The following is a 24,557-nucleotide window of genomic DNA, read 5'->3' as shown; positions in this document are numbered from 1 at the left end:
TCCTCTCGACCGGCGTGTCGAGGCGTTTTCGTCGGCGGTCGTTAATATCCTACAGGATTGCGTGCGGCAAAAAGCGCGAGCGGTTGCCCGTGATCGGGCTCGTGTCTTCGCGGATCGACAGGCCGCAGGGCTGATGGTCGACGAGCCAGCTGCCGATCACCGGGAACACACCGCCGAAATCCGGCAGCGGCGCCGGCGCCTGGCGGATGAAGCCTTCGGCGCCGTAGGGACCCTCCTGCGTAGAGACGGCGACGCCGTCGGACACCAGGCTGACATTGGCGCCCTCGCGCGAGTAGATCGGCTTGCGCACGAAGCTCGGGCCGAGGCCGGCGGCCTTCGGATCGTCCTCGAAATAGGCCGGCAGCAGGTTCGGATGGCCTTCGTGCATCTGCCAGAGCAGGGGCAGGATGCCCTTGTTGGACAGGATGGCCTTCCACGGCGGCTCGATCCATTGCGTCGGCGCCTGCGCGAGCTTGACGCCGAACGCATCGCGAAACATCCATTCCCAGGGATACAACTTGAAGGCGAGCGCGATGTCGCCGTCCTCGAGATCGACGAAGCCGCCGCCGCTCTCGCGCCAGCCGATGTCGGCGACGTCAAGGATGGTTGTCGACAGGCCCGCTTGGGCAGCCGTGTCGGCCAGATAGGCCAGGGTCGTGGCGTCCTCGGCGTTGGCGGTCAGCCCGGCCAGATGCACGCGGCGCCGCTTGCCGAGGGCGCGCCAGCGTTCGATCAGGCGCTCATGGATCGAGTTGTACTGGTCCGCGCGCCCCGGCAGAATGCGGCGCTCGATCGCCTGCTCGAGCCACGTCCATTGGAAGACCGCGGCCTCGAAGATCGACGTCGGCGTGTCGGCGTTGTATTCGAGCAGCTTCGCTGGCGTACGGCCGCCCTGATAGCTGAGGTCGAACCGCCCATAGAGGCTGCCGTCCCTCCGGCGCCAGCTCTCCGCCAGCAGCGGCCAGACCGCTTGCGGGATCTTCAGCCGGCGCAGCAGCGCCTCGTCACCGACGACGCGCGCGACCAGCGCGAGGCACATCTGCTCGAGCTCGGCCGTCGGCTCCTCGATGCCGAGCTCGATCTCGGCGATCGTGAATGCGTAGTAGGCGCGCTCGTCCCAATAGCGCTCGCCGTCGAGTTCGTAGAAGTCGAATCCGCATCGTGCCGCGGTCTCGCGCCAGTCGTCACGTTCGGGACAGGGGATGCGCTGCATCGGCGTCAGCCTAAGGCAGCAGCGAACAAGCCGTGCCCGTGGCAACAGGGCGCAGCACGACCGCGGCCGCCATCAATGATGCGGCCATGATCACGTCCGCGCGGTCCCGGCGCCATCCCGCGCCGGCGACCACGCGATCGCCTGCCAGCAGATTGCTGCGAGGCGGCGGCGGTCGCCGCAGCCCTCATCGTCGCCGGCACCATCAGGTGCCGACATTGCATCGGATCGCTTCCGATCAGTAGGTAGGCCAGTTTTTTATGATTTTGAGTCTGTGTCAAAGATCCGAATCCGAGATAACAGCATGAACGCGGTGTTTTCACGGCGCCGGCGCGACGAAAATCAGCCGCCGCCTCCGAAGCCGTGTCCGAACGAGCCAAAGCCGCCGCGCGAGACATGTGCGGAGGAGGCCTCGGCGACATGGCTCGATCCGCTGCTTCTGGAATCGCTGTCGCCGCTGGAAAATCCCCAGCGGCCGGAGCCGCTGCCGCCGCCACCGCCGCTCGAGCGGCGCGTCGTGCATTCGCCCGTCTGCGGCTGGCCGGCCATGGTCGGCGTCTCGGCGCCTGGCTGCGGGCAGCTCTGCTGCCGCGGCATCAGCGCATAGGCAGTGCTGCCGACGGCGAGCGTGCCCATCAAGAGCAGCGCGACATGGCCGGAGCGCTTCACCGGCGGCGTCGCGGGCGGGGGCGGCATCGGCCGGCGCTTGCCGAATTCGCGGCGTTTCTCGGCCATGGTCAGATGATCATCGAGGCGGCGTTCAGCGCGCCGGCCGAGAGCGACGCGAGACCGAGCCAGATCGCCGAAGCCAGCTCGCCGGCGACGATGCGCTGGGCGAGATCCGGCACCGGGATGCGGACGAGGTAATAGACGATCACCTGGACGATCAGCGCGACCAGCGCCCAGACCAGGCAGTCCAGCACGTTGGCGGAATGGGCGATGGCGCTGACCAGCGGCAGGGTGAAGCCGAGCAGGCTGAGGCCGAGCGCGATCGCGGCCGAGGGGTGATTGTCCCGGATCAGCTGGAATTCATTGTAGGGCGTGACGCGGGTGTAGACGAACAGGTAAGCCGTCACCGCGGCCAGCGCGGTACAGAAGTACACCAGAAAGGCCGGCAGGCCGGCGAGCGATTGCAGGATCATGATCAGGCCAAGCGTGTGGAGCTCTCATCTGTCGCGATGCCAGCATGCCCGGTTCGACGTGAACAAAGTCTATCCGCCCTTCGCCAGTTCCTGGCTGGCCTGGTCCAGCATCTGCAGCACCGAATCCCCGGTCTTGCGGGTGTGCTCGGAGAGCGCCTGCGCGAAGCCGTCGCCGTCTCGGGCCCGCAGCAACGCCATGAAGGCCTCGTGCTCCCGGATCGACTCGTCCCAGCGCCGCGCATCGTAATTGGCCACGGCGCGGGCGCGGAAGACGCTCGCGTGCAGCGTGCCCCACATGTTGAGCAGCACGGCGTTGCCGGCGAGCTTGGTGATCTCGGCATGGATCTGCTGGTTGAGCCGGAAATAGGCGGCGCGCTCGGCGGCACGATGCAGCGCCACCAGCTCGGCATGCATGGCGTCAAGCCTGGCGAGGTCGTCCGCCGTCGCACGCGCGGCCGCGGCGCGGCCCGCGGCGGCATCGAGCGACACCATCACGTCGAAGATCTCGGCGATCTCGCGGGCGTCGATCGGCGCCACCACGGGCGTGCGATGCGGCCGCAGCTCGATGAGGCCCTCGGCGGCGAGGATCTTGAAGGCCTCGCGCAGCGGCGTGCGCGACACGCCGAAAGTCTCGCATAGCATGCGCTCGGGCAAGGCAGCGCCGGCGGCGAGCTCGCCGTCCACGATCATCTCGCGCACCCTGGCGACGACCTGATCGTGCAGCGACAGCCGCTCGAGCGGCCGCTTGGAGTGGTCGGACGACAGCTTCAGCCGCGCCGGCTTGAAGCGCGTCTTCAGTCTGGGCCGGGGTGCTGGTGGGGTCATGTGGGCGCGGCTGCTCCGCTGCGAGATGCCTGAAATTCGGGCGATGCGCCCGCGGATCAGGCAGATCCCTCAAGATTGAATGGTCGTTAGATACTGATTTTATTGTATAAAAGCAATATTGCATATCGCATCCAGTTGGCATGCCGCTTGCTGATGAGAGCACAAGCCATGAGAGACAAGCCCGTGGATCGACCTGCCCTGGAGATGGATTTGAAACGTTTCGTGCTGCTCATTCTCGCCCTGCTCGCGCTGCCCTCGCTCAGCTTCGCCGACGACGCCGCCAAGATCAAACTCGGCTACGCCAAATGCGCGCATTGCACGCCGATGTCGCTGACGCCGCAATTCGCGGAAGGCGTCGCGATCGATGCCGTCAGCTTCAACACCGGCACGGACGCGCTGACCGCGCTGGTCTCGAAGAACATCGACGTCGCGCAGGTGACCTATCTGCATTACGCCATCGCGCTCGACAAAGGCTTCGACGTGGTCGCGATCTCCGGCCAGGTCAATGGCGGCTCGGCGATCCTGCTCGGCAACGATCTCGAGGTCGCGCCGGGCGATTGGAGCGCGCTGAAGGCGCTCATCGCCAAATACAAGGCCGACGGAAAGCCGTTCCGCGTCGCCGCCTCGCGCGGCAATGCGCAGGACATCCACATGCGCGGCGCCTTCGCCAAGCAGGGCATCGACATCAACAAGGACGTGCAGTTCGTCAACATCCCCAATCCGTCCGACCATCTGCAGGCGCTGCGCCGCGGCGAGGTCGAGCTGATCTGCACCGTCGAGCCGTTCGCGACCCAGATCATGCAGGCCAAGGCGGCGAAGTTCTTCGGTTTCCCCTATGACCAGGCCGCCGGCAAGCTGACCAACCTGATCCTGACCCGCTCCGACGTCATCGCGTCGAACCCGAAGGCGCTGGAGGGCGTGGTGCGCGCGGTCGTCAAGGTCGATGCGCACATCGCCGCCGACAAGCCGGCGCTGATCGAGGTCATCTCCAAGATCACCGGCCTCGACAAGGCGATCGCGACCGGCGCGGTCGAGAATCTCGATCCCGACCCGAAGATGTACCGCGCCTCGGCGCTCGCCATCGCCGCGATGATGCGCGACCTGAAATACATCAACTCGGACGTCACGGCCGCCGTCGAGAAGAACCTCGACTACCGCTTCCTGGAAGCGGCCACGGGCAAGCCGAAGACCGAGCTCGGCTACTGAGATGACGGCGCTCGCCCAGCTCAGGAAGCTCGACCGCTATGTCGTGCCGGTGCTCGTGCTCGCCGGCTGGGAGGCGTTCTCGCGCTCCGGCGCGCTGCCGGCAGCGCTGCTGCCGGCGCCGTCGACGGTCGTGTGGGCATGGGCGGACTGGCTGGTCGGCACCGACGGCAACACCCAGACCTACAGCGGCCATTGGCTCGCCGACATGCTGGCGAGCCTGTCGCGCGTTGCCGCCGGCTTTGCGATTGCCACCGTGCTCGGCGTCTCGCTCGGAGTCGCCATCGGGTGGTCGCGCAAGATAGAGATCGTGATCGAGCCGACGCTTCAGATGCTGCGGCCGATCCCGCCGGTGTCGTGGATCCCGCTCGCCATCATCTGGTTCGGCATCGCCAACAAGCCGGCGATCTTCCTGGTGTTCCTCGGCGCGTTCTTTCCGATCCTGCTCAACACCATCCACGGCGTGAAGACCTGCGACCGCAATCTGATCCGCGCCGGCGCCATGGTCGGCGGCAGCGAGCGCAAGCTGCTGCGCTACATCGTCGTGCCCGCGGCGATGCCGAGCATCTTTGCAGGGCTTCGCATCGGCATCGGCTCGGCGTGGATGCTGACGGTGACGGCCGAAATGGTCGCGGTGAAGAGCGGGCTCGGCTACGTGCTGTGGGATTCCTACTACTTCCTGCGCTACGATCTGGTGCTGGCGGCGATGGCGAGTATCGGCCTGCTCGGCTTCTGCAGCGATCTCGCCATCCGCTTCGTGATGGCGCGTGTGCTGCACTGGCAGCGCAACACCACGCTTCGTGGCGGAGAATGACGATGGCCACGATCGAGATCTCCGGCGTCACCAAGATCTTCACCGACAAGAAGCGCAACGCCGACGTCACCGCGCTCGCCGACATCAATCTGTCCATTGCCCGCAACGAGCTCGTCTGCCTGCTCGGTCCCTCCGGCTGCGGCAAGTCGACATTGCTCAACATGATTGCCGGCTTCGAGAAGCCGAGCGCCGGCAACATCACCGTCGACGACCGGCCGGTGACCGCGCCCGGCGCCGATCGCGGCGTCGTGTTCCAGCATGCCAATCTGATGCCGTGGCTGCCGGTGTGGGAGAACGTCGCCTTTCATCTCTTGCTCGGCGGAGGCCAGAAGGCCGAGCGCCGGGCGAAGGCGCAGGTCTATATCGACATGGTCGGGCTGACCGGCTTCGAGAACCACTATCCGTCGGAACTGTCGGGCGGCATGAACCAGCGCGTCGGCATTGCCCGGGCGCTGCTGATGAATCCGCAGGTGATCCTGATGGACGAGCCGTTCGGCGCGCTCGACGAACAGACCCGCATGGACATGCAGACCGAGCTGGTGCGGATCTGGCAGCAGCACCAGGGCACGATCGTGTTCGTCACCCATGGCATCGACGAGGCGCTGACCTTGGGCACGCATGTTGCGGTGATGAGCGCACGGCCGGGGCGCATCGTCGAGATCATCCCGATCGATCTGCCGCGGCCGCGTGATATCACGTCACCGCAGTTCAATGAGTTGAAGCGGCATATCCTGGCGTTGTTGCGTGGCGAGCGGGCGGAGCAGGGGGCGAGTGCATGATTGCTGCTCAATCGCGCCCGCCCAAGCGCTGCATGTTCAGGTCCAGCCCTCGCCACAACGGCAGTGCGCCCCCTCTCCCGCTTGCGGGGGAGGGCTGGGGTGGGGGCGCCGCACGGCGCGCTGCCCGAGCGGAGAGAGTTCCCCCACCCGGATCGCATCTGCGATGCGATCCGGCCCCCCCGCAAGCGGGGGAGGCTCTCCCGCTCGCCATCCGCGATCGAACGAGGTCGTTCACCCATGACCAAACGCACGCTGCTCGGCATGCTCACGCCGTCGTCCAACACCGCGCTGGAGCCGATCACCTCGGCGATGGTCGCGAGCCTGCCCAACGTCTCCGCGCATTTCTCGCGCTTCAAGGTCACCGAGATCGCGCTCTCGTCCGACGCGCTCGCGCAGTTCGACATTTCCAACATCCTGCGCGCCGCCGAGCTGCTGGCGCATGCCAAGGTCGACGTCATCGGCTGGAACGGCACCTCGTCGGGCTGGCTCGGCTTCGAGGCCGACGTGAAACTGTGCGAGCATATCACCGCAGCCACCGGCATCCCTGCGACCACCTCGATGCTGGCGCTGAACGAGATCCTGGCGGCGGCGAAGGTCACCTCGCTTGGCCTCGTCACGCCCTACCGCGACGACGTCCAGGCGCGCATCATCGCCAACTACGACAGGCTCGGCATCGCCTGCCGCGGCGACCGGCACCTCAACCTGCAGGACAATTTCTCCTTCGCGGAAGTGACGCCGTCCGAGATCGAGACCATGATCCGCGAGGTCGCGCGCGAGAAGCCGGATGCGATCGCGGTGGTCTGCACCAACATGCGCGCCGCGCCGCTGGTCGCGCGGCTCGAGCTGGAGACCGGCATTCCCATTCTCGACACCATCGCCACCGTGGTATGGAAATCGCTGAAACTGGCAGGGGTCGATGTCAGCGGCGTCAGCGGGTGGGGATCGCTGTTTCAGAAATTCGCTTGAATCTGGACTAGGGAGAGCGCGTCACATGGCTGCCTTCGACACCGTCATCCGCAACGGCACCGTCGCCACCGCGAGCGATACGTTCAAGGCCGATGTCGCCATCAAGAGCGGCCGCATCGTCGCGATCGGCGAGGCCATCACCGATGCCGACGAGATCGTCGATGCCACGGGCCTGCTGGTGCTGCCGGGCGGCATCGACAGCCATGTCCATATCAGCCAGCCCTCCGGCCCCGGCATCGTCATGGCCGACGATTTCGAGAGCGCGACGCGCGCCGCCGCCTTCGGCGGCAACACGTTCGTCATGCCGTATTGCCTGCAGGAGAAGGGCCAGCCCTTGCGATCAGCGCTGAAGGACTATCACGCGCTCGCCGACAACGCCTGCTACGTCGATCACTCCTTCCATCTCATCATCGCCGATCCCACCGACGCCGTGCTCGGCCAGGAGCTGCCGGCGCTGGTCGCCGACGGCTATTCGTCGCTGAAGATCTTCATGACCTATGAGGGGCTCGCGCTGAACGACTACGAGATCCTCGGCGTGCTGCAGGTCGCGCGCGAGCGGGGGGCCCTGGTGCAGATCCACGCCGAGAACTACGACGCGATCCGCTTCCTCACCGATCGCCTCGAGCGTGCCGGCCACATCGCGCCGTACTATCACGGCAAGTCGCGCCCGATTCCGGTCGAGCGCGAGGCAACGCATCGCGCGATCTCGCTGGCCGAGCTGATCGACGTGCCGATCGTGATCGTCCACGTCTCCAACCGCGAGGCGATGGAGGAGATCCGCCGCGCGCAGGCTCGGGGTCTGAAGATCCATGGCGAGACCTGCCCGCAATATCTGGTGCTGACGGAGGAGGACATGCAGGGCCTCAACATGGAAGGCGCCAAATATGTCTGCTCGCCGCCGCCGCGCGACAAGGCCAGCCAGGAGGCCTGCTGGGAGGGCCTGCAGCAGGGCGTGTTCTCGCTGTTCTCCAGCGACCACTGCCCGTTCCGCTACGACGACGAGGCCGGCAAGCTGACGCCGAAGGGCCGCACCAGCTTTCGCTGGGTACCGAACGGCATCCCCGGCGTGGAGACCCGGCTGCCGATCCTGTTCTCCGAAGGCGTCAGCAAGGGCCGCATCACCCTGAACCAGTTCGTCGCCTTCACCGCCACCAACCATGCCAAGACCTACGGCCTGAAGGGCAAGGGCTCCATCGCCATCGGCTACGACGCCGACATCGCGCTGTGGGACCCGGCGAAGACCGCGAAGATCAGCCAGTCCGGCCTGCACCACGGCTCCGACTACACGCCCTATGAAGGCATCGAGATCACCGGCTGGCCGGTGGCGACCATGCTGCGCGGAAAATTCGTCGTGCGCGACGGCAAGTTGATCGGCGCCAAGGGCAGTGGCCGCTACGTCACCCGCGGCAAGCCGGGCGGCCTGGCCTGAGCGGCCTGAGCGCGCTCTCTCGACGCGTCATTTGCGAGCGAAGCGAAGCAATCCAGAGTCGTGAACGGGACTCTGGATTGCTTCGTCGCTGCGCTCATCGCAATGACGAGTTGGACACGGGTGCCCACCCTCCCCTGGACGGCAGGGCGATCGCATATGACGAATGCGACAAGCGCGGCAGCGACGCCTGCCGGCTAGTTACTCCGTCATGGCCGGGCTTGTCCCGGGCATCCACGTTGCTCCCAGGGCGCCGGACGACGTGGATGGTCGGGACGAGCCCGGCCATGACGACGTGGAAACAGACGAGAGCAGTACGTAGGGGGCCATATGCGATCGCTCTGCCCGGGAGGGTGAGGCTACGCGCGTCGTCCATCCGGAAAGCTTCCTCGCCAATCCATCTCATTCACCTCATGTGTGGGTAGTCTGTCCCCCGCCCCGGCTCTCCGGGGGAGGGTGAGCAGCGATCCGGTCGAGCCACTGCCCTCCCGCACCGCACCATCTTCCCTCGCGACCTCCGACGATCCACTTCCTGTTCTGGATGTGTCGAACCCTTGTCACAACCGCACGACATATCCTTGTCAGACAAGGAGTGCCGCCATGCCCGCGCTTGCCTTTTCCAACAATGATATGGCCGTCGTCGCCTGGACCTTCGACCGCCGCCTCGACGGCTGTCTCGGCTTCGCCATCCACCAGATCGACATCACCGCGGGCACCGACACCGTGCTGCCGGCGCTGGCGCGGTTCGCCGGGCAGACCGCCGACAAGCTCACCACCGCGCAGGCGCCGATCCAGAAATTCTGGTGGAAGGACCTGTTCGCCAAACGCGGCCACACCTACAAATATCGCGTGGTGCCGATGGGTGGGACACCCGGCCAGCCGCTGACGCCGCTCGCCGGTGTCGATCCGCTGGAAAGCAACGCCGTCACCCTCACGCCGGACCGGCCGCCGTTCCAGGTCTATTTCAACCGCGGCATCACCGCGACCCAGGCGCTCAGCCATGCGCTGAACGACAAGCCGAGCGTGTCGGCGCTGGCCCCGCACATCCTCGATCCTGCCGATCCCATTCGCATCCGCCTGATGGGCCAGCTTCAAGACGGCCTGACCTCGCTGCTCGCGCGTGCCGATGCCGGCGGCGGCGCCATCCATGCCGCCCTCTACGAGCTCAACGATCCCGACGGACTGGAGAAGCAGCTCCACCAGAACCCCGCGAGCCGCACGGTCATCCTCGGCAACGAGCAGGGCAAGGACTCTGACGATGCCGACGCCGAGAACCGCGCCAATCTGAAGGCGGCCGGCGTCGCCGTGATCGACCGCATCCTCGGCAAGGGCAGCATCCCGCACAACAAGTTCATGGTGCTCACCGAGAACGGCGAGCCGAGCGCGGTGCTGTCCGGCTCGACCAACTGGACCTCGACCGGCCTGTGCACCCAGACCAACAACGCGCTGGTGGTGGAGAGCCCAGCGCTGGCGCAGCGCTATGTCGGCTATTGGAACGCGCTGAAGGCTGACGTCGACGCCGCCGCCGGCGACAAGTCGGCGCTGCAGTCGAAGACCTTGCGCGACTTCGCCCGCGCCAACAATGCCAGCTCGATCGCGACGCCGATCGATCTCGGCCACGGCGTCACCATCGAGCCGATGTTCTCGCCGAACACGCCGGGCAAGCTCGGCAAGAATCCCGATACGCCCGGTGACATGGGCCGCGTGTTCGAGCTGATGCGATCGGCCAAGCACGCCGTGCTGTTCCTGGCCTTCGATCCCGGCAACAACTCGATCCTCGACGTCGCCGGCCAGTTGCTCAAGGACAAGCCCGATCTGTTCGTGCGGGGCGCGCTGACCAGCCCGGTGCGCGCGACGAACTTCTCCGCCGCGCTGCATTCCGGCGGCCATTCGGAGGTGCCGGCGGAGGAGGGAGCGGACGACACCGCGCCCCAGGTGACGGTGGTCGGCGAGGCCGGCAAGCCGAAGAAGCCGGGCGCCAAGGGCAGCATCGATTTCCGCGCCGTGCCGGCCGGCGCGGTGCAGGACGCGTTCGGCAAGTGGGAGAGGGAGCTCGGCAAATACGGCTTCGCCATCATCCACAGCAAGATCGTGGTGATCGATCCGTTCAGCGACGACTGCGTCGTCGTCACCGGCTCGCACAATCTCGGCTTCCGCGCCTCGCACAACAACGACGAGAACATGCTGATCATCCGCGGCCACCGCGGCCTCGCCGAGGCCTATGCCTGCCACGTCCTCGACCTCTACGACCACTACGCCTGGCGCTTCCTGTTGCAGCAGCACCCGGAGATCTTCGGCAAGCCGCTGCAATCCGACGACAGCTGGCAGGACCGCTACATCAAGGGCGCCGAGGAGAAATCGCCGGAGCTGCGGTTCTGGCTGTCGGCGGCGGGTGGCGGCGGGGCGGTCGAAACGCCACCGACGCCGAAGAAGCCCGCCAAGCCAACCGGCACCACCAAGCCGGCCAAGACACCGGCTGCGACGACGAAGCCCGCGAGGCCGTCGACCAAGCCGGCCAAGAAGGCCCAAAAGAAGACCGCCGCTGCAGCCAAGACCTCGGCCGGCCGCAAGACAAGCACGACAAAGAAGGTCGCGAAGAAGGCGTCGAAAACGGCAAGCCAGCGTGCCGCCTCAGCGAAGAAGGCGAAGGCCAAGGCGACCAAGACGGCGGCCAAGCGTCCGGCGAAGAAGACCGCGACCAAGACCGCCAGGCGAGCCAAGACGAGCGCCAAGAGGAAAGGGCGCTGAGCGTTGCGCCCGCGCTGAACCGTCGCCGCGCAGACGAGGCCATGGGGTCGTGATGCGAGTCCGCGGGATCGCATCCTGATCTCGTCTCTTGCCCGAAGCGGATCGCGGGCACACGAGCGTTCCAGTCCTCAGAGCATGATCCAAAAAATTGGAAACCGGTTTTCCGAAAAGATCATGCTCTAGCCGTCTTGAAGCGGGCTCAGTAGGCCGTCCATCCGCCATCCGTCGCGTAGAACGCGCCGGTCAGGTTCGACGCCTCGGGCGACAGCAGGAACAGCATCACCGCGACCTGCTCCCACACGGTGGCCGGACGATGCCTGGGATCGGCATAGCTGAGGATCGAGTTTGTCTTCAGCCGTCCCATGCCGCCGTCGGCCGGCGACCGCTGCATCTTGGCCGCGACGGCCTGCGCGGCCCGCGCGATCATCGGCGTGTCCGTCGCCGCCATGTTGACCGAGTTGATGCGAATGCCGTGGGGCGCGTAGTCGACCGCGGCGTTGGCGGTCAATCCGTTGACGGCGTGCTTGCTGGCGACATAGGCCGGATTGCCGGCCAGTCCGGTCAGGCCGGCGATCGAGGCCACGTTGACGATCGCCCCGCCGCGCTTCTGCGCGACCATCTGCCGCAGCTCGGCCCGCATGGCGCGGAACACGCCGGTGGCGTTGGTGGCGAGGACATTGTCCCAATAGGCATCGGAGGCTTCGTGGATCGGCGCGAACAGCAGATCCTTCTGCTTGTCGTAGTCGAATGCCTCCCCGGAAAACACGCCGTCCATGACGCCGGCATTGTTGATGGCAAAATCCAGTCCGCCGAACTTCTCGACCGCCCGCCTGACCATCATGTCGCAGGTGTCGCCCTTCGCGACATCGCCGACGAGAAATTCGATCGCGCCACCCTCGCGCTGGATCATGGCCGCCGTGTCGCGCGCCATGTCCGGCAGCCAGTCGATCCCGACGATGTTCGCTCCCTCGCGCGCCGCCCGCAGCGCGGCGGCGCGGCCCATGCCGCGGGCAAATCCGGTGATGGCGATCGTGCGTGACTTGAAGCGATCCTTGATGAAGTAGTCCGGATCGATCGGGCTGATCGCGAGGTTGGCCGGGCCGACGGGCTCAGCCGCCTCAGCGCCTCCCGGAAGCAGTTGCGCCAGCGGAATCGTCACGGCCCCCGAACCCAGGCTCTGCAACATGCTGCGGCGATCCATCGACATCTCCCCTCAGAAGCTGATCCGGGCCAGCGACATCGCGCTGAACCACGGGCGGGTGTTGCCGGCAACGGCCTGGCTGACGCCGGACAGCGGCGCCGTCAGCGCGACGCCCGACTGGAACATCACGTTGCGGCTCATGAAATACTTCACCGTCAAATTGACCTCGTAGCCGAGCAGATGCCCGGCCAGCGTCGAGGTGGTGCCGCCGATATTGTTGAGCTGCTGCGCCTGGAACAGCCAGGCCTGCGGCACGAGCTCCCATTGCGGCGCCGGCCGCAGGATCGCCTGCAGGCGATGGGCGATCAGGTTGGTGTCCTGAAACAGCTTGTAGTGGTTCAGCCCCTGCACCCATTCCTCGCCGGTGCCGCCCGACAACAGCGGATCCCAGCGCTCATAGGTCCGCGTCGCCGGATTGTCGCCGCTGAATCCGGACAGCCGATAGCTCAAAGTGGGGCGCCACAGCGCCTCGTTGAAGGTGTAGCCCGCCTCGACATAGCCGCCCCAGGCGCGCATCGGAAACGCGTTGCGGTCGTTCCATTGCAACGCCAGCTCCGTCTTCGCATAGGGACCGGACGCGCCGATGGCCGGCGTCCAGTAATAGCGCACGTCGGCGACCTGCAGCCCCTGGCGCGTGCCCTGCGCCGTCGCCGTGTACCAGCCGTAGTCGGAGCGCGGCACGGTCAGATAGGTCAGTCCGAGCTGATGCGGCGTGCCCAGGCCCGTCTCGAGGTTCGCACCGGCGATGACGGTGTGGGTATCGATCGCCGGCAGCTCGTCGGGGGCGAGACGGAAGGCCTCGAATTTCGTGGTGTTGTAGCGAGCCTGCGCGAGGAACAAACTGTCGGCAGCCCAGCGCGGATTGAGCTGCAGCGCGGCGCGGTCAAAACCGTTGGCTGCCGTGATCCTGATCAGCATGCCGTCGGCAATCTGGAACGGCTGCCGTCCGCCGGACAGGTTGATCACCAGCCGCGAGCCGTCGTCGCCCGTGATCCCCGTGACGAGGCCCGCATAGGCGTCCTCGATCGCGCCATGGCGGCGCGGGCCGGTGACGAACAGGTCCGTGCCGGTCGAGCCGCTGGCCAGATAGGAGAGGCTGCCATAGGCATAGATGTTGTTGCCGACCGGTCCGATGCCCTGCAGCCCGCCCTCCAGCGCGGCTTCGCCGAACGACGACCAGCCGGCGCCGGCCGGTCCCTTGGCGAGTGGATTGGCGCCGACGAAGGCCTGCGGCCGGCCATACCAGGCATCGTGATTGGCGTAGCCGAGCGTCGCGGCCGTCAGCTTGAGCTTCAGCAGGCTGTCGTCGCCCTGATGAAGATAGGGGAAATCGACGCGGCCCGGATCCGCCTGCAGCCGGTCGCCGACGACGACGCTGAGCTCGACCGCAACGCCGCCGGTGTTGCCGTCGACGTAGTTGATCGAGGCCGTGGCCACGCCGGGGATGCGCTTCACCTTGCCGAGCCCGAAATCGACCATCAGGTCGTGAAGCTGCGACCCCGGATAGATGTTGAGTGCCCGCCGAATGCGATCCTCGAACGCGACCCGCTGCGCCCCACTGGGCACCACGCCCGACAGCACCAGACGCACCGACTCGATCGGCCGGTTCTCGAACGTGGGCCCCAGTGCCTGGGCGCCGGCGGCAGAAACGAGCAGCAGCGAGAACAGCCACGCCGCCAGGTGCGGACCGAGGCCTCCGCGCATTGGGAGACGTCTGCCGTCCGGCATGGCTCTGCCACCAGCTCATTGCGTGGTCCGATGATCGGCGAGGCCAAGGTAGCGCGATTGATCTTGATCAACCAGAGCGAAATGTGCCGCAGGCCACCCATCCGGTCCGCGCCGCTGCAGCGAGAGCGACCGGACGGACTCATGGACGTGCTTTTGGCGAGGCTCGCCGTTGGAGGAGGATCGCGCGGTAGTTTTCCGATAGTTTTCTGCAGCGTCACCGTAATCAAGGAGTGCCGCTAGGTCCGCGGCTCTTCCGAGACTCTGAGATCATGATGCGGGTCCGCGGGATCGCATCATGATCTCGTCTCTTTGCTCGAAGCTGATCGTGGGTGAACGATCGTTCCAGTCCTCAGCGGACTGGAAGCGGGTTCAATAGGCCGTCCATCCGCCGTCCGTCGCGTAGAACGCGCCGGTCAGGTTCGACGCCTCGGACGACAGCAGGAACAGTATCTTTGCGACTAGCTCCTACATGGCGTCCGCGCGTACGGTGCCGCCAGCGCGACCGGCCAGACTCATGGGCCCGCCGTTACACAACGACCGAGATGATAGTTTTGTGCAGTCGAGCAGCGTCACCGTAATCGCTGTCGGTCAATGCAAGGACCGCTAGTTTTCGTGGACGTGAAAGCCCGGTGCGCGGAACGCTCCGGGCCAATCACGTGGTCGCAAGAAACGACTATTGATGCACCCGCAGGGTCCCGTCCGCGTTGTAGTCACTCTTGGGATTGTAACCGGAATCGCGGTGCGTTCTACGATGTAGGGCAGCGTTGCTGCCGCTTACGCCCGGAGTTCCGCTATCAACCCGCATGGTCCCGTCTGCATTGTAGTCACTCTTCGGCCCGTAGCCGGAATCGCGATGCGTTTTTGCATGTAGGGCAGCGTTGCTGCCGCTCAGGCCCGGAGTTCCGGGATTGACCTGCATATTTCCATATTGGTCGCGATCACTTTTGCTCGCCCCGACCTGCTGAGCCGCACTGGCTTTTGCATGAGTACCTTTTGCATGATGAGTACGATGTCCTGCCAAGGCCGCAGATGTAGAGACGGCGAGAATAGCAAGACCAACAGCAATGCTTCTAGCCATAGTGAACTCCTCACGTTGAAGGACCATTGATGACGGATACGCCGTCAATGCTAGCCTGCCACGGAAATTGTTGACCGTCTTTGATGCAACTCAAGGTAATAAGGCGGGTGCGACGTCACGGTCCGCACAACTTTTGGCATCATTTCTTCGGCTCTGGTGCGGTGCCCGGCGGAGCCGATGTCGCTCCGCAACATGCCTCTGACGACGGGTTTGACCGATGCCTTCACCGTACCGCTATCGACTTCGACTTGCGAAACGCCGGTCGTCATGTCGACCAGAAGCCGATCGCCGCTCAGCACGTTCCGGCAACTGGTCGACACCACCCCGCCGAGCGTGGTGATCAGAATTGGGACCGATCTCTGCGCCGCATGGGCATCGCAGGTGACTTGCGCGAAGCCGCACATGGCAGATCGTCGATCCGAAACAGGAGCGTTCGACAGAGTCTCGATCGGGAACGCAAGCCTTGACGGTGGCCGTTCGAACGGCTGGAAGAAATATGATTTCTGTTTATCGAAATTCTATTTTGTTTTTACGAAAAATGTGCTTTACTCCGCGCGTCCCGCCCCAACGAGGGGACGCTTCGCGGTCGTCACGGACGTCGGGTGTGGGATGCGATGGGCGCTTGGGATCGCAGCATGGTTCGCCGTGCCGACGAACGATCCCGGGCGCACGGTGAAGTCGCGTGGTCCTGGCCTCCCGGTGCTGAGGTCGAGCCTGTGGGCGTTGCTGATGAGCTGCCTGCGGGTGATGGGGGCAAGACAGCCGGTCCCCAGGGAGATCGCGTATAAATCGTAAAGCCATCGCGCAGGGAGGGCCGGGTGTTTCGGCCAGACCTGTGGTGACTGCCGCCTGCTTTCTTTTCTGCAGGCGGGCCACGGGCGCGGCCAGCGCCCGGCCTTCCCTGCGCCCTCGGTTAGGAGAGGGCGGTGAGAATGGCACATAGCTCGGGCGCTGGGCGCCGCGAGATCGCGAGGGTTTGTCCGCAGGGTCGCATAAGGTGCATCCGTAGATGTCGTGCGTGCTTCTCGGGTTGAACGTCGCCCCCGGGCGTCATTGCGAGCGCAGCGAAGCAATCCAGGGGCCAGGGTGGTACTCTGGATTGCTTCGTCGCTTCGCTCCTCGCAATGACGGAGATGGGGGGCAGCAGATCGCGCCCGACTGCCAGGCTTGCCCTGCCGGGACAGGCGATGCGCCGCAACCGCCGGAGAAGGGAGCGCAATGTTCGCGAAGCCGCAGCCTGTGCGCGACGTTCTTCGCCTCGATCGACCCAGCCCACAAACAAAAACCCCGCCATTCGCGGCGGGGCCCAGTCTGGGAGGAGCAAGCCGTGAGGCTCGCCGGTGGACCCAGTGAAAGCTCAGGCGGGGATGCGCTCGTCCATGTCGTGCGGCTCGCGCAGCACGTAGCCGCGGCCCCAGACGGTCTCGATGAAGTTGCGGCCTTCGGAGGCGTTGGCGAGCTTCTTGCGCAGCTTGCAGATGAAGACGTCGATGATCTTCAGCTCGGGCTCGTCCATGCCGCCGTAGAGATGGTTGAGGAACATCTCCTTGGTCAGGGTGGTGCCTTTGCGCAGCGAGAGCAGCTCCAGCATCTGGTATTCCTTGCCGGTCAGATGCACGCGCTGGCCGCCGACTTCGACCGTCTTGGTGTCGAGGTTGACGACGAGGTCGCCGGTCTGGATGACCGACTGGGCGTGGCCCTTGGAACGGCGGACGATCGCGTGGATGCGGGCGATCAGCTCGTCCTTGTGGAACGGCTTGGTCATGTAGTCGTCGGCGCCGAAGCCGAGACCCTTGACCTTGTCCTCGATGCCGGCGAGGCCGGACAGGATGAGGATCGGCGTCTTGATCTTCGAGACACGCAGCTGCTTCAGCACGTCGTAACCGGACATGTCGGGCAGATTGAGGTCGAGAAGGATGATGTCGTAGTCGTACAACTTGCCGAGGTCGACGCCTTCTTCGCCCAGGTCAGTCGTGTAGACATTGAAGCTTTCGGACTTCAACATCAGTTCGATCGACTGCGCGACGGCGCTGTCATCCTCAATCAGCAAAACGCGCATGCCAGTTCCCCATAGTCGCCGCTCCGGGCGTCAGGTCGGCCGCCATCTGCGGCACTCAAAACGCCTTTGAACAACTGATTCGGATCCTGACGAGAGATGGTTAACAAATCCTGATTCCCCTCCGCAAGCTCTATCCGTGCAATTTTTATCGAATCGCCGTAAGGTGTTGCGATGAAGCAGTTTTTCTTAGCCGCTCTCGTTCAAGCTCCATGTTAAGAGATGGACCTAACCGACTCTCGGATCTCACCGCTTTTTGAGGGCGGCAAAGCGAAGCACGTCAGTCACTCCAGACCATGACGTAATGATTAATGATGCGAGTAAACACAGAGTTAAGCCGACGACGCGAATCTGCCCCTACTTAAGGTTTTCGCAATGAAGGCTCTGGCCCAATGACAGCTCTCTCGCAATGAAGGCGCTTTGGCAATGAAGGCTCTGGCCGAGCAGATCAGCGACATCGACGCCGTGAACACCTATGGGCGTGTCGTCGGCGTGAAGGGACTCATGGTGGAGATCGCCGGGCCGATTCATGCGATGTCGGTCGGCGCGCGCATCGTGATCGAGACCGGCAACAATTACATCCCTGCCGAAGTGATCGGTTTCTCCGGCAAGAATGCCGTGGTGATGCCGTTCGCCGGGCTGGAGGGCGTGCGCCGCGGCTGCCGCGCCGTGATCGCCAATGCCGCCAATCAGGTGCGGCCGTCGCCGGCCTGGCTCGGCCGAGTCATCAATGCGATGGGCGAGCCGATCGACGGCAAGGGGCCGCTGCCGCAGGGCGCCTCACCGGTTCCTTATCGGAACAATCCGCCGCCAGCGCATTCGCGCCGGCGCGTCGGCTCGCCGCTCGATCTCGGCGTCCGCGCATTGAACACCTTTCTCACCTGTTGCCGCGGCCAGCGACTCGGCATCTTCGCCGGTTCCGGCGTCGGCAAATCGGTGCTGCTGTCGATGCTGGCGCGCAACGTCGACGCGGCGGTGTCGGTGATCGGGCTGATCGGCGAGCGCGGCCGTGAGGTGCAGGAGTTCCTGCAGGACGATCTCGGCGAGGAGGGCCTCGCGCGCTCGGTCGTCGTGGTCGCGACGTCCGACGAGCCGGCGCTGATGCGAAGACAGGCGGCGTATCTGACGCTCGCGATCTCGGAATATTTTCGCGACGAGGGCAAGGATGTCCTTTGTCTGATGGACTCGGTCACGCGCTTTGCGATGGCGCAGCGCGAGATCGGGCTGTCGGCCGGCGAACCACCGACCGCGAAGGGCTACACGCCGACGGTGTTCACCGAGCTGCCGAAGCTGCTCGAGCGGGCGGGGCCGGGCAGCGGCGAGGGCACCATCACCGGGATCTTCACGGTGCTGGTCGATGGCGACGATCACAACGAGCCGGTGGCGGATGCGGTGCGCGGCATTCTCGACGGCCACGTGGTGATGCAGCGTTCGATCGCCGAACGCGGCCGCTATCCGGCGATCAACGTCCTGAAATCGGTATCGCGCACGATGCCGAAATCGGCCGACCCCGTATTCTTGCCGACGATCATGCGCGCGCGCCAGGTGATGGCGACCTATGCCGACATGGAGGAACTGATCCGGCTCGGTGCCTATCGCGCCGGTTCCAGTCCGGAGGTCGACGAGGCGATCCGGCTGCACGAGCCGCTGGAGGCGTTCCTGCGCCAGCGCAAGGACGAGGTCTCGACGCTGCAGAACGGGTATCGGGAGCTGGAACAGATCCTGGGGCGCTTGGAAACGGAAAGCTAACTTTGTCGGGTAATCATCCCCTCCATGTAATGAGCCTAGTCGGCGAGCCCAGCAAGGGCGGCCGGCCCTGTCCCGCGCCGTACACGGGACTTCTGGGGAGTATGAGTCGATGAAGTCGCGCGAAACGCTGATCCGTCTGAAGAAATTTCAGGTGGATGAGAAACGCCGCCGGGTGACGCAGATCGAGGGCATGATCGCTGACTTCCAGCGCATGTCGGCCGAGCTCGAGCGGGAGATCCAGACCGAGCAGGAGCGGGCCGGCATCAACGACCCGACCCATTTTGCCTATCCGACCTACGCCAAGGCCGCGATCCAGCGCCGGGAAAACCTGACGCGCTCGGCCGACGAGCTGCGCACCCAGCTCGAGGACGCCAAGGCCGCGTTGTCCGAGGCGTTCGAGGAAATGAAGAAGGTCGAGCTGCTCGACGAGCGTGACCAGGCCCGCGAGAAGGCCGAGGAGAGCGCCCGCGAGCAGGCCGACATGGACTCTATCGGCCTGATGCGCGCCCGGCTCGGCGTCATCGCCTGAGCCTGTCGCCGTCACGGCTGTCGCTTTCGAAAACCCGGGCCGCGAGGTCCGGGTTTTTCGTCGTGCCCACCCCGGTGGAGAGTTGCCCAGGACTTGTGCTACGGGAGGACGTAGGCTCGAACGAGGGAGTGGGGCGATTTTCGGGGACGCTGAATGCTGACGCCGGCAGAGCTGGTCTGGTTGCTTGCCGCTGTTGCCAAAGGGGACGAGGCTGCCTTCGAGCGCCTCTACGCGGCGACGCGCGCGAAACTCTATGGCGTCGTGCTCCGTATCTTGCACCGACAGGACCTCGCCGAGGAGGTCGTCCAGGAGACCTATGTGAAGGTCTGGAACAACGCCGCACAGTTCAACCCGGCCGTTTCTTCCCCGATCACCTGGATGGCCGCCATCGCCCGCAACCGCGCCATCGATCTGGTGCGCAAGCGCGGTGAGCTGTCTTTGGAGGATGAGCCCTCCGCGCTGGAGGTTGCGGCCGAGACGCCGGATCCGCTGGCGCGCCGCGAGATGTCGGAGGAGCTCAAGCGTCTTTTGGAATGCGTCGGCCAGCTCGAGCCCGACCGCCAGAAGCTCGTGCTGCTTGCCTACTATAACGGCTGGAGCCGCGAGCAATTGGCGACCAAGTTCGAGGCGCCGGTGAACACGGTGAAGACCTGGCTGAGGCGGAGCATGATGGACATCCGCCAATGCCTCGGTCTCGGATGAGGTGCTGTTCGGACCGGCGAGAGACCTTGTAGGACGTGACCTGGACCTGTGATGGCGTATAGCGAAGACCATATCGCGCTGGCGGCGGAATACGCGCTCGGGACGCTCGACGCCGCCGAACGGGCGCAGGTCGAGACCATGATGGCGGTCGACAAGGATTTTGTCGCGCTGGTCCACGCGTGGGAATTTCGCCTCGGTCCGCTCAATCAGATGGTCGGGCTGGTCGAGCCGCGTCCCGAACTGTGGGAGCGCATCAAGGCCGAGATTGCGCGGTTGCGCGCGAACGCCGAGAGCGCGCCGGCTGCACAGGTGACGATCGTCGAGGCTCCGGTCGTTGCCGCTCAGCCCGAGCCCGCGCCTCCCGAGGTCCCGCTTGTCGAAGCGGAAGCTGCGCCGATCCATGCGTCTCCCGTCAGCGAACCAGAGCCTGAGGTCGCGGCGCCGGTCATCACGCCGACACGCAGCACGTCCGCGGCTGGCGAGATCGCGAACGACGACACCAATGTCGTTCAGCTCTCGTCCAAGGTCCGGCAATTGCGCGCGGTCGCCAACATCATGACCGCGCTCGCGGCCGTGCTGCTCGCGCTGGTCGTTGTCCAGGTTTACCGCCCCGACCTCCTGCCGCGGCCATTGCAGCCGAAGCCGCGGATCCAGACTGTCGAGGTCAAGGTGCCGGTCGCGCAACCCTCCGCCCAGTTCGTTGCCCTCCTGCAGAAGGACGCGGCGTCGCCGGCGTTCATCCTGACCGTCGATGCCGCCAGCAAGAGCTACACCGTGCGCCGGGTCGGCGCCGCGCCGGAGCCGGGCAAGAGCTTCGAGCTGTGGCTCGTGTCCGACAAGCTGCAGAAGCCGCGCTCGCTCGGCGTGATCGGCGGCAGCGACTTCACCAGCCGTCCCGTTCTCTCGTCCTACGACGCCGACACAGTCAACCGCGCGACCTACGCCGTCACGGTCGAGCCGGAGGGCGGGTCGCCGACCGGGCAGGCGACCGGGCCGATCGTTTTTACCGGCAAGCTGATCGAGACGGTGCCGTCGGCGCGGTGATTCAACGCCCAAAAGAGAAAACGCCCGTGGGGAGCGGGCGTTTTCAGTAGTCGACTTGGGGTTGGGTCTACTACATATCCACGCGGCCAGTTGGGGGGCTGTGAGAACCGCGTGAATTCCGGGAATTCCTGTCAGCGAACCACCGACATCTCCGAGCTCGTCACCACGACCGGCTTGCCGGCCTTGAGGACCTTTGCCGTCTGCGCGTAGTTCGGCTCCGCATTCAGTCGGGCGGAGATGCCGAGGCCGGCCACTGCGATGCCAGCCACGAGCGCAACCACCACAATCTTGAGGTGGGTCGTACGATCCGCGCTGTAAATCGAGTGGTTCATGGAAGCCTCCTGCCGTCTTCCGTCCTTCGCTGATTCGTGTGAGCCGGGGGCTTTCCGGTTCATCGTCTCGCGTGAACTAACGTAGGAAACCTCAATTCTGTTTCGTAGACCACATCACAAGTGTGTGATAAGGCGTGATGTCTCGCGATCGAAAGTCGATGAAATCCAAATTCATGTAGTTATATCAAAGGTTTGATTGGTTGTTCGGTATGCGGATGAAATTTCAGCCACCTAACGCAAAATTAAGAATTCGTTTGCCTGTGGCGGTAAAGCAAGGGGTGGTCCGCCGGTAAAAACGGCAAAAGCCGACGCCTCGCGCCGGCCCCGCCGATCAAACGCGCCCGGAATTCTGCGGTTCCGCAACGTCAGCCGTCACACGCTCCCCACCGTCTTCAGCCGCGCGCGCGGATGGATCTCGGCCTGCGACAGCACCGTGGTCTGGGCCCGGAAGCGCTCGACCAGCGAGCGGACGAACGGCCGGATCGCCGCCGACGTCACCAGCACCGGCGATTCGCCTTCGCGTGCGGCGCGCTCGAAGGCATCGCGCGTGGCGGTCATGAACTCCGACAGCTTCGACGGCTGCATCGCGAGGCTCCGCTCCTCGCCTTGGCCGATCAGCGATTCCGCAAACGCCTGCTCCCACCTGGCCGACAGCGCGATCAGCGGCAGGTAGCCCATCGGCGAGGTGTTCTGGGCGCAGATCTGGCGGGCGAGGCGGGCGCGCACGTGCTCGACGATCGTTGCCGGGTTGCGCGAGAACGCGAGCGCGTCGGCGATGCCTTCGAGGATGGTCGAGAGGTCGCGGATCGAGATGCGCTCCGACAACAGCAGTTGCAGCACGCGCTGGATGCCGGAAATCGTGATCTGCGTCGGCACGATGTCCTTGACCAGCTCGCTCTGCTCCTTCGGCAGCTCCTTCAGGAGCTTCTGCACCTCGCCGTAGGACAGCAGGTCGCTCATATTGGCCTTGAGCAGCTCGGTCAGGTGCGTCGACAGCACGGTCGCCGCGTCGACGACCGTGTAGCCCTTGAGCGTCGCCTCTTCCTTCAGGCCGGCGTCGACCCAGGTGGCGGGCAGGCCGAAGGTCGGCTCCGTCGTGTGGATGCCGGGCACCGCGACCTGGTTGCCGCCGGGGTCCATGACCATGAACTGGCTCGGCCAGATCTTGCCGGAGCCGGCGTCGACCTCCTTGATCTTGATGATGTAGGTGTTGGCCTCGAGCTGCACGTTGTCGAGGATGCGCACCGACGGCATCACGAAACCCATCTCGATCGCCAGCGACCGGCGCAGCGCCTTGATCTGGTCGGTCAGGCGGTCGGTGCCGTCGGGTGCGTTCACGAGCGGCAGCAGCGCATAGCCGAGCTCGATCTTGAGGTCGTCGATCTTGAGCGCGGCCGAGATCGGCTCCTCGGCGGCCGCGGCGGTGGCAGCCGCTGCCGGCGCTGCAGCCGCGGCGACCTCCTCGGCCTTCGCGACCTCCTTCTGCTTGCGCGCCTTGAGGGCGAGCGCGGCGGCGCCGCCGCCGAGCGCCAGGAACGGAAGGGTCGGGATGCCCGGCAGCAGCGCCAGCACCAGCATCACGGCAGCCGACATGCCGAGCGCCTGCGGATAGCCCGAGAACTGCTTGATCAGCGCCTTGTCGGCGGCACCGCTGACGCCGGCCTTGGAGACCAGGAGGCCCGCGGCGGTCGAGACGATCAGCGCCGGCACCTGGGTCACGAGGCCGTCGCCGACGGTCAGCGTGGTGTAGGTGCGGGCGGCCTCGGCAAAGCCGAGACCCTGCTGGGCGACGCCGATGATGATGCCGCCGATGATGTTGATGAAGACGACGAGCAGGCCGGCGACCGCGTCGCCGCGGACGAATTTGGAGGCACCGTCCATGGCGCCGAAGAAGCCGCTTTCGTCCTCCAGCTCCTTGCGCCTGATCTTGGCGACCTTCTCGTCGATCAGGCCGGCGGAGAGGTCGGCGTCGATCGCCATCTGCTTGCCGGGCATGGAGTCCAGATGGAAGCGCGCCGCGACCTCGGCGATGCGGCCCGAACCCTTGGTGATGACGACGAAGTTCACCGTCACCAGGATCGCGAACACGATGATGCCGATGACGAAATTGCCGCTCATCACGAAGTTGCCGAACGCCTCGATGACGTGGCCGGCGGCATCGGTGCCCTCGTGGCCACGCGACAGGATCAGCCGGGTCGAGGCCAGGTTGAGCGACAGCCGCAGCATCGTGGAGATCAGGAGGATGGTCGGGAAGGAGGAGAATTCCAGCGGCGCCTGGATGAACAAGGCGGTCATCAGGATCAGGATCGACAGGGTGATCGAGATCGCCAGGAACAGATCGAGCACCAGCGAGGGCAGCGGCAGGATCAGCACCACCAGGATGGTGAGGATGCCGAGCGCCAGCGCGATGTCGCCGCGCAGGACGGCTGTCTTGAGGTCAGCGAATGAGAACCCGCCGGCCGGAGATCCGACCCCCTGACCCGCCGTGACGTCGACCATGGCTTTCGCCCCTTCCCGCGGGCCGCGTGTGCCGGCCCCAAACGACTGCGCGACGGCCGCAGGGCCGCCGTTCCGAAACTGAGGTACCGCGCCGGCGTCCACGGAAGGTCTCCTCCGTCAACTGCACCCAACCACGACACGCACATTCCACCCGGCAATTTTTGCCCGGTGGTTGGTTAGCGTTCGGTTAATGGCGGTTAACAAAGGGTTGCGGGGGCAGGAGAGCGGGCGCACTTGGCAAGCTAGGCGCTGGTCTGCATCGGTCGGTCTCCTGCATCGGCTTGGTTGGCGTGCGCCCGCGGTCTCGCGGCGCCGCGCGCCCGAGTTGTGCGTCAGGTCTGCCCTCAAATCAGGTGGAGGGCGCAGGGAAGGCCGGGCGCTGGCCGCGCCCGTGGCCCGCCTGCAGCAAAAAAAGCAGGCGGCAGTCACCACAGGTCTGGCCGAATCACCCGGCGGATTCAATTGGTCGTCGCAACACTCGATGAGGAGGTTGCGATGGGCATTCGAAAGAAACGGTCAACGCGGG

General features: G+C 65.4%; 21 protein-coding genes. 10 read left to right on the top strand and 11 right to left on the bottom strand.

From position 1 onward, the window contains the following. Positions 1 to 49: 49 nt before the first annotated feature. The 4 genes from QW887_RS17865 to QW887_RS17850 form a co-directional block, all read right to left on the bottom strand. Positions 50 to 1,213, bottom strand: coding sequence for a glutathionylspermidine synthase family protein (locus QW887_RS17865; protein ID WP_316166475.1), 1,164 nt, complete (start codon positions 1,211 to 1,213; stop codon positions 50 to 52). Between the two features lie 339 nt (positions 1,214 to 1,552). Beyond that, positions 1,553 to 1,945, bottom strand: coding sequence for a hypothetical protein (locus QW887_RS17860; protein ID WP_316194769.1), 393 nt, complete (start codon positions 1,943 to 1,945; stop codon positions 1,553 to 1,555). A 2-nt stretch (positions 1,946 to 1,947) separates the two neighbouring features. After that, on the bottom strand, positions 1,948 to 2,352 hold the full coding sequence (locus QW887_RS17855; RefSeq protein WP_315714024.1) for a DUF350 domain-containing protein: 405 nt from the start codon (positions 2,350 to 2,352) through the stop codon (positions 1,948 to 1,950). A gap of 69 nt (positions 2,353 to 2,421) precedes the next feature. Next, positions 2,422 to 3,177 carry a GntR family transcriptional regulator gene (locus tag QW887_RS17850; protein WP_315767808.1) on the bottom strand — a complete coding sequence of 252 codons (756 nt, stop codon included), beginning with the start codon at positions 3,175 to 3,177 and terminating at the stop codon, positions 2,422 to 2,424. A 204-nt stretch (positions 3,178 to 3,381) separates the two neighbouring features. Here QW887_RS17850 and QW887_RS17845 point away from each other — a divergent pair, with 204 nt between their 5' ends. The 6 genes from QW887_RS17845 to QW887_RS17820 all read left to right on the top strand — a co-directional run bounded on the left by QW887_RS17845 (position 3,382) and on the right by QW887_RS17820 (position 11,113). After that, on the top strand, positions 3,382 to 4,383 hold the full coding sequence (locus tag QW887_RS17845; RefSeq protein WP_316194838.1) for an ABC transporter substrate-binding protein: 1,002 nt from the start codon (positions 3,382 to 3,384) through the stop codon (positions 4,381 to 4,383). A gap of 1 nt (position 4,384) precedes the next feature. Continuing rightward, positions 4,385 to 5,194: an ABC transporter permease gene (locus QW887_RS17840; RefSeq protein ID WP_315767806.1), complete on the top strand. Its 810-nt coding sequence runs from the start codon at positions 4,385 to 4,387 to the stop codon at positions 5,192 to 5,194. A gap of 2 nt (positions 5,195 to 5,196) precedes the next feature. After that, on the top strand, positions 5,197 to 5,973 hold the full coding sequence (locus QW887_RS17835) for an ABC transporter ATP-binding protein (RefSeq protein WP_316194768.1): 777 nt from the start codon (positions 5,197 to 5,199) through the stop codon (positions 5,971 to 5,973). Positions 5,974 to 6,210: 237 nt separating this feature from the next. Continuing rightward, positions 6,211 to 6,939: an aspartate/glutamate racemase family protein gene (locus tag QW887_RS17830; protein WP_315752686.1), complete on the top strand. Its 729-nt coding sequence runs from the start codon at positions 6,211 to 6,213 to the stop codon at positions 6,937 to 6,939. Next, on the top strand, positions 6,890 to 8,368 hold the full coding sequence (gene hydA / locus QW887_RS17825) for a dihydropyrimidinase (RefSeq protein WP_316194767.1): 1,479 nt from the start codon (positions 6,890 to 6,892) through the stop codon (positions 8,366 to 8,368). The genes QW887_RS17830 and hydA overlap by 50 nt, the downstream gene beginning before the upstream one ends. 597 nt (positions 8,369 to 8,965) lie before the next feature. Continuing rightward, a complete protein-coding gene (locus QW887_RS17820) occupies positions 8,966 to 11,113 on the top strand; it encodes a phospholipase D-like domain-containing protein (RefSeq protein WP_316194766.1) in 2,148 nt (715 codons plus the stop codon). Positions 11,114 to 11,312: 199 nt separating this feature from the next. On the opposite strand, the gene QW887_RS17815 is transcribed toward QW887_RS17820, so the two are convergent. The 5 genes from QW887_RS17815 to ctrA all read right to left on the bottom strand — a co-directional run bounded on the left by QW887_RS17815 (position 11,313) and on the right by ctrA (position 17,179). Beyond that, on the bottom strand, positions 11,313 to 12,314 hold the full coding sequence (locus QW887_RS17815) for an SDR family NAD(P)-dependent oxidoreductase (protein WP_316194765.1): 1,002 nt from the start codon (positions 12,312 to 12,314) through the stop codon (positions 11,313 to 11,315). Positions 12,315 to 12,326: 12 nt separating this feature from the next. After that, positions 12,327 to 14,018 carry an alginate export family protein gene (locus QW887_RS17810; RefSeq protein ID WP_316194764.1) on the bottom strand — a complete coding sequence of 564 codons (1,692 nt, stop codon included), beginning with the start codon at positions 14,016 to 14,018 and terminating at the stop codon, positions 12,327 to 12,329. Between the two features lie 697 nt (positions 14,019 to 14,715). Continuing rightward, positions 14,716 to 15,120, bottom strand: coding sequence for a hypothetical protein (locus QW887_RS17805; RefSeq protein ID WP_315714033.1), 405 nt, complete (start codon positions 15,118 to 15,120; stop codon positions 14,716 to 14,718). 50 nt (positions 15,121 to 15,170) lie between these two features. Next, entirely contained in the window at positions 15,171 to 15,524 is a 354-nt protein-coding gene (locus QW887_RS17800) for a hypothetical protein (protein ID WP_315767794.1), read from the bottom strand. A 953-nt stretch (positions 15,525 to 16,477) separates the two neighbouring features. Further along, positions 16,478 to 17,179: a response regulator transcription factor CtrA gene (gene ctrA, locus QW887_RS17795; RefSeq protein WP_012046382.1), complete on the bottom strand. Its 702-nt coding sequence runs from the start codon at positions 17,177 to 17,179 to the stop codon at positions 16,478 to 16,480. 423 nt (positions 17,180 to 17,602) lie between these two features. Between ctrA and fliI the strand changes: the two genes are divergently transcribed. The 4 genes from fliI (at position 17,603) to QW887_RS17775 (ending at position 21,200) form a co-directional block, all read left to right on the top strand. Then, positions 17,603 to 18,925 carry a flagellar protein export ATPase FliI gene (fliI, locus tag QW887_RS17790; RefSeq protein ID WP_315714035.1) on the top strand — a complete coding sequence of 441 codons (1,323 nt, stop codon included), beginning with the start codon at positions 17,603 to 17,605 and terminating at the stop codon, positions 18,923 to 18,925. Between the two features lie 109 nt (positions 18,926 to 19,034). After that, positions 19,035 to 19,454 carry a flagellar export protein FliJ gene (gene fliJ / locus QW887_RS17785; protein ID WP_315714036.1) on the top strand — a complete coding sequence of 140 codons (420 nt, stop codon included), beginning with the start codon at positions 19,035 to 19,037 and terminating at the stop codon, positions 19,452 to 19,454. A gap of 153 nt (positions 19,455 to 19,607) precedes the next feature. Beyond that, positions 19,608 to 20,156, top strand: coding sequence for a sigma-70 family RNA polymerase sigma factor (locus QW887_RS17780; RefSeq protein WP_315714037.1), 549 nt, complete (start codon positions 19,608 to 19,610; stop codon positions 20,154 to 20,156). 51 nt (positions 20,157 to 20,207) lie between these two features. After that, positions 20,208 to 21,200, top strand: a complete 993-nt coding sequence (locus QW887_RS17775; protein WP_315714038.1) for an anti-sigma factor domain-containing protein — start codon at positions 20,208 to 20,210, stop codon at positions 21,198 to 21,200. Between the two features lie 131 nt (positions 21,201 to 21,331). Here QW887_RS17775 and QW887_RS17770 read toward each other — a convergent pair whose 3' ends face one another. Both QW887_RS17770 and flhA read right to left on the bottom strand, forming a co-directional pair. Then, a complete protein-coding gene (locus tag QW887_RS17770; protein ID WP_315714039.1) occupies positions 21,332 to 21,532 on the bottom strand; it encodes a hypothetical protein in 201 nt (66 codons plus the stop codon). Between the two features lie 372 nt (positions 21,533 to 21,904). Continuing rightward, the gene (gene flhA, locus QW887_RS17765) at positions 21,905 to 24,031 is read right to left on the bottom strand and encodes a flagellar biosynthesis protein FlhA (protein ID WP_315714040.1); all 2,127 of its coding nucleotides are present in this window, start codon (positions 24,029 to 24,031) and stop codon (positions 21,905 to 21,907) included. Positions 24,032 to 24,557 lie beyond the last annotated feature (526 nt).

It is taken from the genome of Bradyrhizobium sp. SZCCHNRI3052, from assembly GCF_032484895.1.
In the GTDB taxonomy this organism is placed as follows: domain Bacteria; phylum Pseudomonadota; class Alphaproteobacteria; order Rhizobiales; family Xanthobacteraceae; genus Bradyrhizobium.
Note: the sequence above shows the minus strand (reverse complement) of the source record. Positions and strands in the feature narration are given on the sequence as shown.